This window comes from candidate division Zixibacteria bacterium HGW-Zixibacteria-1, from assembly GCA_002838945.1.
Classification (GTDB): domain Bacteria; phylum Zixibacteria; class MSB-5A5; order GN15; family PGXB01; genus PGXB01.
In genome coordinates, this window is the sequence record PGXB01000060.1 from 1 (window position 1) to 15,330 (window position 15,330).

Here is a 15,330-nt window from a genome sequence, read left to right on the forward strand (position 1 = left end):
GTAACAAATATGGCCAAAATCAGCCCCAAACTGACCCCGCCCGCCAAATCCCCGCCTTTCCCATAACAACCCCGCCAGGCAGCCCGCACCACCCGCCAGTCAACCCCAATAACCAAACCGGGAGAATTATTCAATCACTCCCAAACCCCAGCCGAAACCGCCCTAAAGCGCGGCCCAGAACCTCCCGCCGAATCCGCCCCACATAGTAAAGATTGTGACTCCGTTCACAAACTGCCTCTCCCGCAACCATCCCGACCAACCACGAAGAACTTTCGACTTTGTGACAACCTTTCACAAAGTCCGACACCTCGATATGCCCCGGCAAAGATAACCGGAGACAATATGTCGCCATTGACCCCACCCGCCCGCCATCCCGGCCGGGACAATCCGGAACCAAATTCGGCCGCCCCAGCGACCCCCGAGCCTCTCCGGTCATGGATATTATAGTCCATCAACCCGACCCCCAAACACCCCCCAACTATGGCCCCAATCCCATAACCGGAGAAACACCGTCCTGTTTAGAACATTAATAAAAAGCGACCTCCGATTTGGACAGGCAGGGTTCTTTTAAATAGCCTTTTTTAAGATTAAAAACGACACTGAACGCGCGTCAAAAAGTGTAGCTCAGACCTGATGAAAGCAGATATAACCGGCTGTCATCGCTCTCGATTTCGTGCCATTCCCACTCGGACGAGAAAAGAATATCGAAATTAAGGGTTCCCAAAAGTCGGAAACTGCCGATCAGGCTGAAGCGGTTGAAGGTAAAATCGGAATAATAAATCGGGTCATTTTGATATCCGCGCCGGCCAACCTGGTTCTCCATTAAACACAATATCCGATCGGAATAAAAGAAATCGATTGAGCCAAAGGCCATATATTCGAGATAGTCGTCATCGCCCTCATAATCGGAGGAAATGGAGTGAAGCTGGAATTTCGGACCGACGGCAACGTTGACTCGGTTATAATCTCTCCCCAGCAGCACTCCTCCGCGGGCCAGGAAGTAGTCTCTATTGATGAATTCATCGCTTCTGAAATTGAAGTATTCAAAGGCGGCCAGGGGCCGGAGAAAATACTTCGAACCGGCCGGGATTTTGACAATGGTGTAGAAGGTTGTCAGAAGGTAATCGTCGCGATTATCCGGGCTGTCGTAATCTTTGTTTTCGACGGTCAGGTCCGCCGATATCTGGCTTCCGGCAAGTGAGCCGAAATAGCCCAGGCTGCCGCGAAGCTGCAGGTAATTCAGTTGACTGGAATCGGGAACGTCGCGGGCCTCCACTCCGGCATTGATGAAAACAGAGTTGAAATTTCGGCTAAAAAGGCTGACCCCAAGCTCGCCGCCCAGCCTGGAATAATTATATACCAGGGTCCCGGTGGAGTCGAAAGCGACATTTTCGCCATATAGCCGAATATTGGATTCTACCATATCGGAGAATTTTCTCACATATCTGGCTCTTCCTTTGAACACCGACAAATCTTCACCGGCCTCAGGATCACCCCTATAACGGTTTTTTATTTCAAAATCGACATCAGTTTCCAGCCGGCTTTCACGACCGCCCAGGGTCAGATGGCCGCGCCCGACCGCCCTCAAAATATCCGGGGTTTGTTCCCACCCGGCTTCAAGCACATATCGTCCCTCGTTCCTCGGGTCGAGCTTAAGGTAAATCAGTCCCTTTTTGTCATCGAGATAATCCTTGCTCAGGAGAACGGCGTCAGTCAAATCCGGGTCGGGCGAGAGCGACGTATCATAGCGGCTTGAGCTGGTAAAATACCTCTGTGAGACAAAGTCGTAACCCAGGCCGAATCTAATACTAAAGTCGCCGGGGCTGCCAGCGGTGACAATCCCGGCGAGACTCAGCATCAAGATCAGGGTAATCCCGGAAATCCTGATTATGTATGTCAAAGCGTTATAACCCCGCTAATTTTTTGGCCTTTTGAAAGTTCATCTGGGCGGCCTTAATATTGGCCGCGCAATTTTCACTATTGCCGCCGGCACACAGTCTTTCGGCTTCCTGAAGATGTTTCCGCGCGGAAAGCATCAGCTCGATCGCCTGGGCCTTGCCGCTGTTCTGAATGGCTTCGGCGACACGGTCCATCTCCTGCTTCATCTGCTGGATTTTACGTTCCAAAGCTTCCTGGTCGCCGCACATTTCACCGATTTGATTCAGTAGACGGTGGGCCAGTTGCAGCTTGTTTTCAGCCTGCTTTACTTCACCCTTGGAAGCATGCTGCAGGCTTTCATTGAAGTTGTTTTCGGCCTTTATCAATAGGCCGGCCGCCTCTTCGTTGTCGCAGTCCCGAACCATCGACCGCACCTGTTCCATTTTTTGTTCAAGCTGTTTGGTCTGGGCTCTGAGCCGGGTCAAATCGCCCTGTTCGGCCTTAAAACGCTCGCCCATACCTTCGATCGATTTCTCGGCCTGACGCGACAATTTCAGGGCCGCTCGAAGGGAGCGGTTGCGATAAAACTCCCAGGCTTTGCGCTGGTTCTCACGGGCGTTTTCAAACATGGTGCGGGTCATCGGAGCGGCATCGGATGAAATCTGGTTCTGGAACTGATTAATAATATTGTCGGTTCTCTCAAGCTGGCGCATGACCAGATTCTCATTTTCGTCGGCCTGAAGCGCGACCGCCATCGCCGCTCTGGCCTGCTCGCGGGCCTTCAGCGAGGTTTCGATGCCCTGACCATAGTTCTGATTTTGCCCCATTATACGAGCCTGATTCTGCAACTGGATAGCCAACTGAAGCAGGGCCTGGCCCTTTTCGGTCTTTGACTCACCAATCGCATTACCGGCCTGGTTGATGACCTGCTCGGTAGTCTGATACTCGTACTGGTAGCGGTTACGAAGCTGCTGCTGGTTCATCTGCGCAAAGGCATTGCTGTAAACCAGCACTCCCATCAGGGTCAATCCTATGATAATCATTAGTTTTCTTTTCATGGCTGTCTCCTTTTTTCGAATCCGATTCATATACCGTTCAAGTCCTGTGCCAATTTCCATTTAAATCGTAATCTAATGATTATCAATAACTTGCCAATCCTGGTATTTGTTGCTGCCATGTCTGAACGTACCTCAACGTACAATAACGGACGGTTTTGCTCATTAAATATTATGAAATTTCATTCTCGAATACAAGCGCCGGCGTGTTATTTTCAGCAATTTTGCCGCCTCGGTCTTATTCCCGCCGGTTTTCTCCAGTGCTTTAATTATCATTTCTTTCTCGGCCGCTTCCAATCCGGCGGCCGAATCGCCGGCTGCGGCGACTTGCAATGGAGCTGTTTCGGTCTCATCATCGATACCGATATGTTCAATATCAATCGGATTACCGGCGGCCAGAATCGTGGCCCGCTCCAGGACGTTTTTGAGCTCCCTGATATTTCCCGGCCAATTATAAGACACGAGTAAACCGATTACCTCATCGGTCAACGCTGGATTTTTATAATTTTTTCGTTTCAGGAAATATTGAGCCAGATCCGGAATATCTTCCTTTCTTTCGGCCAGGGTCGGTATCCTGATAGGGAATATATTGAGGCGATAGAAGAGATCTTCCCGGAATTTGCCATCGGCCATTTCATCCTTCAGGTTCCGGTTGGTGGCGGCGATTACCCGAACGTCAACCGCCACATTATCGACCCCGCCGACTCGCACGAACCGGCGCTCCTCAAGAACACGCAAAAGCTTGGCCTGCAAACCGGGCGACATTTCGCCGATTTCATCGAGGAATATCGTGCCGCCGTCGGCCAGCTCGAAGCGCCCCAGTTTGCGCTTATCGGCGCCGGTGAACGAACCTTTCTCATGCCCGAACAGTTCCGACTCCAGCAGCGTTTCGGTCAAGGCGGCGCAGTTGATGGGGATAAACGGCTTGCTTTTGCGCGGCGAGTTTTCATGGACAAGGTTGGCGGCCAGTTCCTTGCCGGTGCCCGATTTCCCGGTAAGCAGAACGGTGGCATCGGTCGCGGCCACTTTGGAAATCATGTCGAGCATTTCTCTGGATGCTTTGGAATGCCCGACAAATTGATCATATGAAATATTCTTGATGTCGTGGGCCAGCATGTCGGAAAGGCCGGCCAGCCGCTGTCTTTCGGCCAATTTGCGGCAGACAATAACCAGTTCATCCATGGGGAAAGGTTTCATTATATAGTCGGCAGCGCCCTTTTTCATGGCTTCGACGGCATTCTCGACCGTCCCATAGGCGGTCATAATAACCACTGCGGCATCCCCTTTTTCCCGCGCCTTTTCAAGGATGTCAATCCCTGAAATCTTCGGCATCGAAAAATCGGTGACGATAATATCATAAGAATGATTTTCGATCAGTTTCAGAGCTTCGGCCGGAGAGTTGACGGCTGTCACCAGAAAGCCGGCATCGGTCAAAGCGCCCTCGACCAGATAGGTCATTTTGGGTTCGTCGTCTATCACAAGAACATTAGACATAACTATTTCCCTTTATCGGTCAGCGGTAAGGTTACAATAAATGTGGTGGGGCCGCCGGCCGGGCTTTCGACGGCGATACTGCCCCCCATTTGCTCCAGAAGTTGTTTCGAATGATACAGCCCCAATCCGGAGCCGGTCGTTTTGGTCGTATAAAACGGTTCAAAAATTGATTTCATATCTTTTTTATTTATACCCGGACCATTGTCAATTATATGGATTACGGCCCGCCCCGGTAATATAGCCGGTTTAATTCTAATTTCGGCTTTTTCGATATCCCGGCAGGCCTCAGCGGCGTTCAGCACCAGATTGATAATCACCTGCCTCAGGGCGGCAGGGTCCGCCTTGACCTGAGTCGTGTGATAATCTCCTGATACCAGAGTCAGCCTCAACCCGCCCGGGGCCGGCTGTAAGCTAACTTTATCCACCACATCATGCAGGATATTTTTAAGATCAACGGCATCGACCTTAAGTATTTTTTTCCCGCTCGCAAAATCGAGATATCCGGTGACAATGTCATTGAGGCGGTCGGTCTCTTCCACGATGAATCCCGCTTCTTTCATGCCGCTTTTGACCAGCCGCTCAGCGGAGCCCCGGATAATCATCAGGGGGTTTTTTATTTCATGCGATACGACCGCGACCATCCGGCCCAGATTGGCCTGCGATTGCGACAGAAACAATGATTTTTCGGCCGCATTGATTTTTCTCTGAAACAGCACAAAAAACAGACCGAACAAAGCGCCGGCAGCCAGTGAGATGGCGGTCGATAAATAGAGATTCCGTTTTAAATCAAACAGGACCTCGGTATAATCAACATCGGCCTCGACGCCAAGGACTGCGACCACGGCTCCGGATGTATCGCGCACCGGCGCAAAGACTGATTTGAGAACAATATCCCCGACGCGATACCCGGCCGTCACCATTGTCATAGTCGGGCCGGACCGCCAACTGTTCAGGAAGAGCGAGTCGATATATTTACCATTGAGAACCGATAAATAATATACAGAGTCGGCATCAAGCAGTGTGGTCGCCAGATACATATAACTGTTGTCGATGATGAAAACTTCGGACAGCGAATCGGCTTCCTTTATATGTTCCAGAATTTCCAGGGTGGAGTCATAGGCGGTAAGATACCCGTCCTTAAGCGAAACCAGCAATTCCGGTTTAAGCATCGAGGCGCCCAGATGGGCCACGGATGACAGACGATGCGAAAGTTGGGATTCGAAGCTGTCGCTGGTCCGAGCATAAAACAGCCACCAGGCCAAATTGACCAGGATGATAATAAGAACGGTAAAAATTATTACCGCCGTTGTGCGCCGTTTTCGCTCAATCATAGGACAATTATCGACAAGTGATTAAAGAGAGTCAAGAAAAAATGGTAAAATATTGCCATATTATGGATACAAAATCAGGCTTGATCGGATCCGGGTTCATGATATATTAGCGTATATCTTATGTGAATGGCATTCGGGGAGGTTTCGGATGTTCGGAAAGATTACGCTTTATTTATTAATCATGGTCGCATCCGTTTTAATGATAATTTCCTGCAATCAGGACAAAAATATCATGAAACCACCTCCGCCCGATCCGACCAACCAGGCCCCGAGAATAACCGCGATGTCGAGCAGCACTACCACTGTCCAGCCCGATAAAGTGGCGGCGTTATACTGCGATGCTTATGACCCCGACGGTGATTCATTGATTTATAGATGGACTTGCGATGCAGGCGTTTTTACATCAGATAATACGGTCGACTGGGTGCACTGGAAGGGACCGCTGACCCCGGGCAATTATATAATTCGGGTAAAAGTCTCCGACGGACAGGATGCCGACTCTTCTGAAATCGGGATTGAAGTCATATAGGGGTCGGCTGCATTATTATTCAATCCGATTTTATTCTTCTTTTTTCGGATGGGTATAAGCAATCCCATGCTCAATATAGAATTTCAGGAGAGTCAGCGCTTCGCCCCAGCCGCCGACACATTCGAGCGTCATGGCGCAAAAGGTTATTTTACTTGAGCCTTATATGTGTTTGCGCTGAAACCATCCTGTCCGGGGCAAACGACACCACTTCCCCCAAGTCCGGGTGATCCTGATTGATAAAAGGCGATATTGTCAGTGTTCAAAAGTGATCCATAATTCAGAATACCGATACAACATCCTCCATGCCCTCCGGTACCATGACCCCCGCTGCCACCGTTCCCGCCGTTAGCACCAGGGGTACCCGCCATCGCGGCTATTTGAACTCCGGGCGCACCGGCGCCGCCAATACCGCCGGCCCCCCCGCCTTTCCATCTCCACCATTGCCGCCCTGACTGGTCTTAAGAGTACAGTCGGTTAAAGAAAGACCGCTGCTGTAACAGAGAATAGTGATTGAACTTCCTCCGCCGATGCCTCTGCCGCCACCGGTTCCTCCCGTGCCGCCGGCACCGCCGCCGCCGCCCCAACCGCCTGGGTCATAACCTGTATTCGATAATGTAACACCGGTTCCGGCTCCTCCACCTCCATCACAACCGCTCTTACCATCAGTACCGCTCTCCCCGTTTCTGTAGCCCAGCAAAGGAAGATTCCCCATAAATTTTATGTATAATGTTGCCGCTAAGCAACTGCCGTCTATGCCGTCGGAACCATCGGAGCCAGGTTCTGCCTGCAGGGCAAAGTTAATGGCCCCGGCGCCTCCTGTCCGTGTACCATCGGCACAAAAACCGGTATCTCCGGGCTCAGCTTCGTCAAACCAATCTTCTGCTCCCCTTCCGCCACCGCCGCCGGGAATTGGTACCTGACCAGCCCTTGAATAGTAGCCATCCTCACCGTTTATACCATTTATTCCACCCTGTCCGTCAGTTCCGTCGGCGCCATTGCCCGAAATAATCAGACAATTCGCAAATTTTACTTTGTCAACGCCGCTGGCATTGCTGCAGATAACGCCATATGAATCTCTTCGCGGATAAACGGCATCATGAGCCATTATCGTCAGATAATTGATTGAGACTTGTGATTCAATGTCTTGTATGAAAACGGCGACGGCCTCGCTGTCAATAAAGTCGCCATATAGAATAGTCGAATCATCACCAAATAACGCCCACGAGGAATCCGGGTTATGACCGCCGGAAATATTAACGCCATGATTTATTATTATGGATTCATGGAATTCGCCAACCGCAAGAAAAATAGTCGAGAAAGTATCATTTTGACCTGCAATATCAATTGCTGTCCGGATAGAACCAAGCGGGTTATTATAGGTTCCATCTCCGGTTCCTCCCGGTGCTACAAACAGGATTGTATCGGGATCAAATTCTTCAACAATATCCTGACCATCGCCGGGATTGATGCTCTTGTCATTATCATCGTCGCACGTGCCCAGAATTGCGACCATGATTATGATCGAGAGAATTACAGCAAACCGACCTCTGATGTATTTTTTGACCGCCATGACATCATTGAAATATTAAACTTGTATTTCCATATATAATATAATCTGAATTCATGCCCGGTCAATATTATATTTAGGAAGGTCCGATATGAAATAGACTTATGGCCGTTTGTCTGCGGCAAAGACAACCGGTGAGCCGATTAAAAAATTTACTGCCTAATCCTCTTTTTTCGGCGGGGTATAAACAATCCCATGCTCAATATAGAATTTCAATAATGTCAGCGCTTCACCCCAGCCGCTGGCACATTCCAGAATCATGGCGCGCGCCTGGTCGGTGTCGGGATAGCCCGACTCGGTCAACTCGATCACCGTGCCGCCATACTTCGCGGTCAGCTTGAATGAAATGGTCGTCGGAATATCTTTGCCGACCGGAAACCACTGAAAAACGAACAAATCCGGCCGTTCAGCTTTGATCACTTTGGCCACGGCATCGGTCGTATAAAAATTCGGCCCCCAGTTTTTCCAGCGCCAGACCATCTTTCCATTCGGTACCGGATCAAGCTCCATCCCGGTCGTGAAGAAGGCATCCCACTCCCCGGCGGAAGTGATAGTCTCGTACACTTTCTCAATAGGCGCGGCAATGAAAGTGGTCTGTTTAATATCTTTTCCGAATTGATTAGACATAACCAGATTGTCCTTTTATATCATTCTACGAAAGGACGCCGTGGATTATGAAATCAAAGTCGAAGGCAGCTTTCGGCCGCCAGATGAAACAGCTTTTCCCTGACCGATATTCGCGACAACCAGCCGCGCTCATCCCAGTTCTCGCCGCTGACATCATCACCGCCATAAAGAATCTGCCCGAAAGGGACCCCCCTGAATTGAGCGACGGCAAAAAAGGCGGCCGCTTCCATCTCGACGGTCAGACATCCCTCGACACGGCGAAGTTCGACCTTGGCTTTGGTTTCGCGGTAGGGGGCGTCGGTCGTCCATGTTTTGCAGATATTGTACGGAATCTGGCGACTTTTCAGCGTCTGTTCGATAGCCGCAACCGCTTCCGGCGACGCGGCCGCTTCACGGCCGGGCGGAAGATAATGATACGAAGTGCCCTCATCACGGACGGCGCTCGACGGTACCATGATATGCCCGACAGCGATACTGCGATCCAGCACTCCGGCACCGCCGCAGGCGATAAATTTCCGGCACCCGAGCGCGATCGCCTGCTCGAGCATGGCCGCGGCGACCGGTGCGCCCACAAATGAATTTGCGAAAGCAAGCCGCCGGCCTTCATAATTGATTTCATAGAACCTGACCAGGTCGCATTCCCACTTGTCTTCGAACATCAGCCGGGCATTATACTCGGCTACGATCTTTTCGACGACCTCGCGGAAAAAGCATATCACACAATGTTCGGCAATATCCATCGGGTTCGAGTGTTCGCCCGGCTCGATAATAGCCTTTCGCTCCGGATCAAATTCAAGGATGGGATATTTCTGCTTCATATATGTTTCAATTTAAAAAGAGAAACGAACGTCCGCCATATTTGTTTTTTGCAGTTTATTCTTCAATCGAAAATTTCCAGCCACAATAGAAATCACGCTCGTCCGGGTCGGGCGGGCAGGCGATACATTCGGTTTTGATGCGCGGGTCGATGGTTCTGGCGAATTCGGTGTATTCGACAATCCCGACTAATTTGCAGGGAAACAGCGGCAACTTCTTGCGTTTTCGCGCCGACTGCACCCGGCAATCGACCATTTTGAACACGAATGAGTTGGCGGTTTCTTCAGTGATTTCCTGCTCATTGAGGACGGCATAGAGCCGGAAGCCGAGCGCTTTTTTGAGCGCTTCGAGTCCGCCGTTTTCGGGGATATTATGCCGCGCCATGATGCGTTTGGCCTCGATTTTGGTGAAAGCCTCCCAGACCTCGGTGTCGAGCTTGATGGCGGTGGCCATGCCGGCCTCTTTTTCGACCGCCTGGAACCAGAGCCCGTCATGCGCCAGCCAGTTCTTGGCAAAATCCTCAATCATCCCGATCAATGTCTCTTTGGGCAACTCTTTAAGTCTATCAATGGACATGGCGGTTTATTCTCCCTGTATTCAATCATCTTCTTATTAAGCCCTAAAGGTATAAAAATCGGTGCGAATGTCAAAGGGAGAAATGGATTTAGGGAAATGTAACATTTCAAGAGGTAGGGGCGACCCTTGCGGTCGCCCGCGTCTATCGAAAATGGGCCGGTGCAAGACCAGCCCCTGCAAATTATTCATATCCGGATATGTAGCGACGGGTTTATAATCCGCTGAGGACGGTTTCAAACCATCTCCTACTTGGTTCTATGCGTCGTTGCGAGGAGCGAAGCCGAGCCGTCGGGCGAGGATGAGCGACGTGGCAATCACGATGTCTCTAATACCAAGTCAGCCTTTATGCAAAAAGTGGCGAGATTGCCACGTTTAGATCTGCGCCATTCGGCGCATCTCTTCGCTCGCAACGACATTTAGCAAATGGGGGGCAGATGTGGACATCTTTCGCCCACGAAAATGTCAAAATATGTCAGCAAATCTCAGTTTTGGGAATAATTATTTAAAAAATATGGAAAATATCCACTAAATCACAAAAATAGCATAAAATAATCTTGACATTTGTCGATGTTGTAAATAAATTACAACACAGCACGGGAACCCTTGATTAATGGAGTGGGAGAAATGAGTTTTGGGGAATATTTAAAATCCCTTAGGATAAAAATGGGATTAACGTTGAGAGAGTTTAGTCGGAGGCTGGAAAAAGACCCCGGTAATATAAGTAAGCTTGAACGTGGAATAATGCAGCCGCCGCGAGATGAAAATGTTATTAAAGAGTTGGGCTATGTTTTGGGTTTGAAGGAAAATTCTGAAGAAATGAAGCAGCTAATTTATCTGGCCGCCGTGGATGCTGGTCAGTTGCCAAGCGAAGTCATTAATGATCAAAAACTTATGGAATTATTGCCAGTTTTCTTTAGGACCGCAACAGGTTCGAAATTGGAAAGAAAAAAGATTGACGATTTTCTTCAAAGATTGCGAAATTCATAATGATATTTAAGGCTCCTTACTTACCATATGATAGAATTAGACACCTTGCTTCTGAGTTTCTCGCAAAAAATAATCCTGATCAAACCATTCCCGTCCCTATTGAAGAAATAATTGAGTTTAAACTGAACATGGATATTATTCCATTTCCAAGATTAAAAATTGACTTTAACGTGGATGGATTTCTGGCAAACAATATGTCGGCAATATATGTCGACGATTATACAATGGATAATTATGAAAATAGATATCGTTTCACATTAGCACATGAAATTGGCCATAAATTCCTTCATAATGAGATTTTTGAAGAACTGAATATCCAATCGTTGGAAGATTGGATGAATGTCATAAACTTGGATTTCGAGCAATATACGTGATTTGAGTTGCATGCAGATAATTTTGCGGGACTCACCTTAGTACCTGGCGATCAGCTTCTTGAAGAATATAGAAATGCATTAATCTTTCTGCAAGAGAATAACTACGAAATAAGGAGACCCAATACTGAGATGATAAATAAATATGTTAGTATAAAAATAGCTAAATCCTTCAAAGTATCTGATCAAGTAATAATCAGACGCCTTGGTCTTGATGATTTAACCCCATTTTCAATTCCTTGGTGATTTTCCTCTTGCCTTCTATTTTAAAAAAGTATATCCTTTAAACCCTATGGGTGAACCTTAGAGGGGAAGGTGGCCGGAATTGCGGCTGAATAAAAAAACACTGCTCGATCCGCTTAAACAGAATATCGTCAAGCGGCTGTCCGACACAGATATACGCGTCCGCCGAAAAATGCTTCTGGGGCTTATTGCCTTTGTCGGGCTGTTTCTCCTCTACTCGTTTTTTTCCGGCTCTTATGGCTTTATCCATATTGCCCAGCTTCACGCGAAAAAACATCAGCTCAAACAGGATAACCATCAGTTGCTCGTCCGGCTGGTCGATTCGGAACTGACCCGGAAACGGCTGCTGGACGACATGAATTATATCGAATATATCGCCCGCACCAGGCATTACTTCTCGCGCAAGGGCGAGGTCGTGTACCGTATCAAATGACATTTTACCGATGCCCCAGGTTAAATCAGAGGGTATAATCCTCAAGTCCGTCAACTGGAAAGAAAACTCCAAAATCCACACCATTTTCACCGACAACGCCGGGCGGCAGTCGCTGATCGATAAAGGCGGACGGTCGCTCAAATCGAAACGGGGCCGGCTGATGACTTTCACCCGGATGGAACTGGGTTATTTCAAGTCGGAAAAATCGGAAGTCTGCTATGTGACCGAGGTGGACCCGATCGAAAGTTTCGAGTTCCGGCTCGACGGCACCCTTGGGCGGCTGACTTTCGCTTCAGCGGCGCTGGAACTGCTGTATGACCTTCTTCCAGCCGATGAGCCGCAGGAGGGGCTGTATCACCTGACTATTCAGTATCTGCGGCTGATCGACCGCATCGCCAAAACGGCGGTGATTCCGGTTTTTATCGCCTTTTTCCTGAAACTTCTCTCATATCTCGGCTACCGGCCCAATTTTGCAGGCTGTAACTCCTGCGGGAAGGACAAAAAGTCCACGCTGACGATAAATTCGAACAACGGCAGCTATTATAATTTTTCGCCGGAACGGGGCGGGCTGGTATGTTCGACTTGCCAAATGGCCGGAGAATATTATATTAAGCTCCAATCTGAAAGGCTCGATAAGATATACAGCCTTCAGACCGCCTCGCTGGCCGAGTCGGCCGGAATCGGATTACGGCTGGATGAGGCCGAGGAGTTTCTGGAACTGCTAACCGCGTTCGTGCGTTTCCAGACAGATATAAGGGAACTGAACTCATTGAAGTTTCTGGAGAAGTTGAAGAAAACGAGTTTGAGAAATATATAGACCGGCGCAATCCGGCGATTAACATCGAGAAAGTGATTATGGCAAAAAACAACAAAAACGATAAAATGGATCGGCTGGTGTCGCTGTGTAAACGGCGCGGGTATGTCTTTCAGTCATCCGAAATCTATGGCGGCCTCAATTCATGCTGGGACTACGGCCCGCTCGGCGCCGAACTGAAACGGAACATCAAGACCTTCTGGTGGGAAGCCATGACCGCCCGCCGCGATGATGTCGAGGGACTCGATGCGGCCATATTGATGCATCCGGAAGTCTGGAAAACATCGGGGCATATCGATGAATTCACCGACCCGCTGATCGACTGCAAAACCTGCAAGGCGCGGTTCCGGGCCGATGATCTCGAAGGGAAAACCCGCTGCCCGGCCTGCGGCAATGAGACGCTGACCGATTCCCGCCAATTCAACCTGATGTTCAAGACTTTCATGGGACCGGTCGAGGATGACAGCGCGGTCGTGTATCTTCGCCCCGAAACGGCCCAGGGCATCTATGTCAACTTTCTCAATGTGAAAAATGCCTCGCGGCAGAAAATTCCGTTCGGGATCGCGCAGATCGGCAAGGCTTTCCGTAACGAAATCACTCCGGGCAATTTTATTTTCCGGACCCGTGAGTTCGAGCAGATGGAGATGCAGTATTTCATTCATCCGTCAGAGGATGACAAATGGTTCGAATACTGGCGCGAGCAGCGCTGGAACTGGTATATGGAACTGGGTATCCGCCCGGAGCGACTCCGCTGGCACGAACACGGCCCGAACGACTTGGCCCATTATGCCAAAAAGGCTTATGACATCGAATATGAGTTCCCGTTCGGCTGGAAAGAACTCGAGGGCATCCACAACCGGACCGATTTTGATCTCTCGCGGCATCAGCAGGCGACCAATAAGGATATGGGATATTTCGACGAGCGTTTCACGGAAAAATTTGTGCCGTTTATTATCGAAACTTCAGCCGGCTGTGACCGGACCTTACTGACAGTTCTTGTCGATGCCTACGACGAAGATGAATCCCGCGGCGAGAAATCGACAGTGCTTAGGCTATCGCCGAAAGTGGCCCCGATCAAAGCGGCCATTTTCCCGCTGGTGAAAAAAGACGGGATGCCGGAGATTGCCGAGAAGTTATATCACGACCTCAAGAAGAAATTCAAGGTCTTTTTCGACGACAGCGGTTCGGTCGGGCGGCGCTATGCCCGGATGGATGAAGCCGGGACACCATTCTGTATCACTATCGACGGCCAGACCAAGGAAGACGACACGGTCACCATCCGCGACCGCGACAGCATGGAGCAAACCCGCCACAAACTGGCCGAAATCGAACCGTTTTTGGTTGAGAAAGTAAGGTAATTATTCAATACAAGATTATGGATTCAATATTAAAATGAAAATGTGATAATGCCGATGAACAATTTATAGAAAAGATCGTATTAAAGTAAAATAAATGTAAGGTTTTTCACAATTTTTAAATAAAGCCCTTGACAAGAATATTTAATATAGTATCATTATTGATACATATCTTCAGTAAATCAATGGGAGAGAGTGATTAATATGACCAGAGAAGAAAATGAGCGCCAGGCTATGGCAGAGGAAGCGCGTGCTTGGGTTGCTTCGCCGAGTGGCAAAAAGGCAGTTTTGGATGCCTTAAAAGCCACAGGTGATGAAATTAAAGCACTAAAAAAAGCCCGGGAGGTAGATCCCAAAGAGCTCGATAGGCCTATGACACTATAACAGATTTTGCATGCAAACGCGTTTTGAGGTTATATCTTATTCAATAGACGCGCTGAAAAGACTCCTTGCCAAGAAATCACAACCGTCTATTATCGCAAGAAAGTTGCATTCTATTTATTTTGAAAATTATTTTTCGGAATTAAATACCAAAGTAATAGTGGTAGAATATGACTATATTGATCGTGATTTTTTGGAGGATTATGCCGGATATTATGTAAGATGTTTTCACTCTTACGATCGAAAATGTGCAAGATTACATTTTTTTGGAATTGAATTTACAGAATCGGATTTTAAAAATCTCCTGATTGGTAGTTCTTCTAATATTTCAGCTTTATCATTGCAGGATTCTTACCAAGGTTTTATGGTAATTAAACCATTACCACAGACAATTATCGGACGCACTTGCCTCAAAACTTATGACGACGACAATGGACGCCGATATTACCCGACGATTCATAAATATGAAACAAGTCTTTATGGGATTCCTTTAAGCATAAATTCTTTACCCTTTCAAGAACAAGATCAAGTTGTGGCAGCATGTGCAACTAGTTCACTTTGGTCGGCCTTCCATAGAACGGGAAAGCTATACCATCATCAAATCCCCTCGCCTGTCGAGATTACAAGAATTGCATCTGCAATACCGACAGAGTTCGAATCAAGAGCATTCCCGAACAAAGGTCTAACTGGCACGCAAATCGTACATGCAATAAGGGCAGTTGGATTGGAACCGATGAGTGTCACAGCAAACGATGAGTTTGTTTTAAAAAACACATGTTGGTCTTCCCCTAAAAAAATGGACACATAGTTAAGATAGGGTAGCCGCCCGTTCGAAGTCAACTGGATTTTTAAAACCCAGGCTCGAATGACGGC

18 protein-coding genes are annotated in these 15,330 nt (G+C 48.5%); 9 read left to right on the plus strand and 9 right to left on the minus strand.

The features are described from left to right. Positions 1–130 precede the first annotated feature (130 nt). The 5 genes from CVT49_15550 to CVT49_15570 all read right to left on the minus strand — a co-directional run bounded on the left by CVT49_15550 (position 131) and on the right by CVT49_15570 (position 5,758). Complete coding sequence (locus CVT49_15550; protein PKK82062.1) at positions 131–436, minus strand: hypothetical protein; 306 nt, start codon at positions 434–436, stop codon at positions 131–133. Positions 437–610: 174 nt separating this feature from the next. Continuing rightward, on the minus strand, positions 611–1,900 hold the full coding sequence (locus CVT49_15555; GenBank protein PKK82063.1) for a hypothetical protein: 1,290 nt from the start codon (positions 1,898–1,900) through the stop codon (positions 611–613). Between the two features lie 4 nt (positions 1,901–1,904). Then, positions 1,905–2,966 carry a hypothetical protein gene (locus tag CVT49_15560; protein ID PKK82064.1) on the minus strand — a complete coding sequence of 354 codons (1,062 nt, stop codon included), beginning with the start codon at positions 2,964–2,966 and terminating at the stop codon, positions 1,905–1,907. Positions 2,967–3,098: 132 nt separating this feature from the next. After that, positions 3,099–4,427, minus strand: a complete 1,329-nt coding sequence (locus CVT49_15565; GenBank protein ID PKK82065.1) for a DNA-binding response regulator — start codon at positions 4,425–4,427, stop codon at positions 3,099–3,101. A 2-nt stretch (positions 4,428–4,429) separates the two neighbouring features. Further along, positions 4,430–5,758 (minus strand): hypothetical protein, encoded by a 1,329-nt coding sequence (locus CVT49_15570; protein ID PKK82066.1) that lies wholly within the window; start codon positions 5,756–5,758, stop codon positions 4,430–4,432. Between the two features lie 148 nt (positions 5,759–5,906). Here CVT49_15570 and CVT49_15575 point away from each other — a divergent pair, with 148 nt between their 5' ends. Further along, positions 5,907–6,287, plus strand: a complete 381-nt coding sequence (locus tag CVT49_15575) for a hypothetical protein (protein ID PKK82067.1) — start codon at positions 5,907–5,909, stop codon at positions 6,285–6,287. 750 nt (positions 6,288–7,037) lie between these two features. On the opposite strand, the gene CVT49_15580 is transcribed toward CVT49_15575, so the two are convergent. After that, positions 7,038–7,229, minus strand: a complete 192-nt coding sequence (locus CVT49_15580) for a hypothetical protein (GenBank protein PKK82068.1) — start codon at positions 7,227–7,229, stop codon at positions 7,038–7,040. 295 nt (positions 7,230–7,524) lie between these two features. Between CVT49_15580 and CVT49_15585 the strand changes: the two genes are divergently transcribed. Beyond that, on the plus strand, positions 7,525–7,896 hold the full coding sequence (locus CVT49_15585) for a hypothetical protein (protein ID PKK82069.1): 372 nt from the start codon (positions 7,525–7,527) through the stop codon (positions 7,894–7,896). Positions 7,897–8,013: 117 nt separating this feature from the next. On the opposite strand, the gene CVT49_15590 is transcribed toward CVT49_15585, so the two are convergent. Genes CVT49_15590 through CVT49_15600 form a run of 3 tightly spaced genes read right to left on the minus strand, consistent with a single transcriptional unit; the run spans position 8,014 to position 9,873 of the window. Continuing rightward, positions 8,014–8,481 (minus strand): hypothetical protein, encoded by a 468-nt coding sequence (locus tag CVT49_15590; protein ID PKK82070.1) that lies wholly within the window; start codon positions 8,479–8,481, stop codon positions 8,014–8,016. 53 nt (positions 8,482–8,534) lie between these two features. Then, positions 8,535–9,299 carry a hypothetical protein gene (locus CVT49_15595; protein ID PKK82071.1) on the minus strand — a complete coding sequence of 255 codons (765 nt, stop codon included), beginning with the start codon at positions 9,297–9,299 and terminating at the stop codon, positions 8,535–8,537. A 55-nt stretch (positions 9,300–9,354) separates the two neighbouring features. Then, a complete protein-coding gene (locus tag CVT49_15600; protein ID PKK82072.1) occupies positions 9,355–9,873 on the minus strand; it encodes a hypothetical protein in 519 nt (172 codons plus the stop codon). Positions 9,874–10,497: 624 nt separating this feature from the next. Between CVT49_15600 and CVT49_15605 the strand changes: the two genes are divergently transcribed. The 7 genes from CVT49_15605 to CVT49_15635 all read left to right on the plus strand — a co-directional run bounded on the left by CVT49_15605 (position 10,498) and on the right by CVT49_15635 (position 15,265). Then, positions 10,498–10,860, plus strand: coding sequence for a hypothetical protein (locus CVT49_15605; GenBank protein PKK82073.1), 363 nt, complete (start codon positions 10,498–10,500; stop codon positions 10,858–10,860). Then, positions 10,860–11,234 carry a hypothetical protein gene (locus CVT49_15610; GenBank protein ID PKK82074.1) on the plus strand — a complete coding sequence of 125 codons (375 nt, stop codon included), beginning with the start codon at positions 10,860–10,862 and terminating at the stop codon, positions 11,232–11,234. Before CVT49_15605 ends, CVT49_15610 begins: the two co-directional genes overlap by 1 nt. A 322-nt stretch (positions 11,235–11,556) precedes the next feature. Continuing rightward, positions 11,557–11,907, plus strand: a complete 351-nt coding sequence (locus CVT49_15615) for a hypothetical protein (GenBank protein PKK82075.1) — start codon at positions 11,557–11,559, stop codon at positions 11,905–11,907. Between the two features lie 10 nt (positions 11,908–11,917). Then, on the plus strand, positions 11,918–12,724 hold the full coding sequence (recO, locus tag CVT49_15620) for a DNA repair protein RecO (protein PKK82076.1): 807 nt from the start codon (positions 11,918–11,920) through the stop codon (positions 12,722–12,724). A gap of 38 nt (positions 12,725–12,762) precedes the next feature. Beyond that, on the plus strand, positions 12,763–14,079 hold the full coding sequence (locus CVT49_15625; protein PKK82077.1) for a glycine--tRNA ligase: 1,317 nt from the start codon (positions 12,763–12,765) through the stop codon (positions 14,077–14,079). 201 nt (positions 14,080–14,280) lie between these two features. Beyond that, on the plus strand, positions 14,281–14,460 hold the full coding sequence (locus tag CVT49_15630) for a hypothetical protein (protein PKK82078.1): 180 nt from the start codon (positions 14,281–14,283) through the stop codon (positions 14,458–14,460). A gap of 10 nt (positions 14,461–14,470) precedes the next feature. Next, entirely contained in the window at positions 14,471–15,265 is a 795-nt protein-coding gene (locus CVT49_15635) for a hypothetical protein (protein ID PKK82079.1), read from the plus strand. The last annotated feature ends 65 nt before the right edge of the window (positions 15,266–15,330 follow it).

What these genes read in the sequence shown, in the direction of transcription:
- CVT49_15605 (PKK82073.1), top strand. Translation starts at nt 10,498, where the DNA reads ATGAGTTTTGGGGAATATTTAAAATCCCTTAGGATAAAAATGGGATTA.
- CVT49_15550 (PKK82062.1), bottom strand. Translation starts at nt 436, where the DNA reads ATGACCGGAGAGGCTCGGGGGTCGCTGGGGCGGCCGAATTTGGTTCCG.
- CVT49_15565 (PKK82065.1), bottom strand. Translation starts at nt 4,427, where the DNA reads ATGTCTAATGTTCTTGTGATAGACGACGAACCCAAAATGACCTATCTG.
- CVT49_15575 (PKK82067.1), top strand. Translation starts at nt 5,907, where the DNA reads ATGTTCGGAAAGATTACGCTTTATTTATTAATCATGGTCGCATCCGTT.
- CVT49_15585 (PKK82069.1), top strand. Translation starts at nt 7,525, where the DNA reads ATGACCGCCGGAAATATTAACGCCATGATTTATTATTATGGATTCATG.
- CVT49_15630 (PKK82078.1), top strand. Translation starts at nt 14,281, where the DNA reads ATGACCAGAGAAGAAAATGAGCGCCAGGCTATGGCAGAGGAAGCGCGT.
- CVT49_15600 (PKK82072.1), bottom strand. Translation starts at nt 9,873, where the DNA reads ATGTCCATTGATAGACTTAAAGAGTTGCCCAAAGAGACATTGATCGGG.
- recO (PKK82076.1), top strand. Translation starts at nt 11,918, where the DNA reads ATGCCCCAGGTTAAATCAGAGGGTATAATCCTCAAGTCCGTCAACTGG.
- CVT49_15625 (PKK82077.1), top strand. Translation starts at nt 12,763, where the DNA reads ATGGCAAAAAACAACAAAAACGATAAAATGGATCGGCTGGTGTCGCTG.
- CVT49_15570 (PKK82066.1), bottom strand. Translation starts at nt 5,758, where the DNA reads ATGATTGAGCGAAAACGGCGCACAACGGCGGTAATAATTTTTACCGTT.
- CVT49_15590 (PKK82070.1), bottom strand. Translation starts at nt 8,481, where the DNA reads ATGTCTAATCAATTCGGAAAAGATATTAAACAGACCACTTTCATTGCC.
- CVT49_15595 (PKK82071.1), bottom strand. Translation starts at nt 9,299, where the DNA reads ATGAAGCAGAAATATCCCATCCTTGAATTTGATCCGGAGCGAAAGGCT.
- CVT49_15635 (PKK82079.1), top strand. Translation starts at nt 14,471, where the DNA reads ATGCAAACGCGTTTTGAGGTTATATCTTATTCAATAGACGCGCTGAAA.
- CVT49_15610 (PKK82074.1), top strand. Translation starts at nt 10,860, where the DNA reads ATGATATTTAAGGCTCCTTACTTACCATATGATAGAATTAGACACCTT.
- CVT49_15580 (PKK82068.1), bottom strand. Translation starts at nt 7,229, where the DNA reads ATGGCTACTATTCAAGGGCTGGTCAGGTACCAATTCCCGGCGGCGGTG.
- CVT49_15560 (PKK82064.1), bottom strand. Translation starts at nt 2,966, where the DNA reads ATGAATCGGATTCGAAAAAAGGAGACAGCCATGAAAAGAAAACTAATG.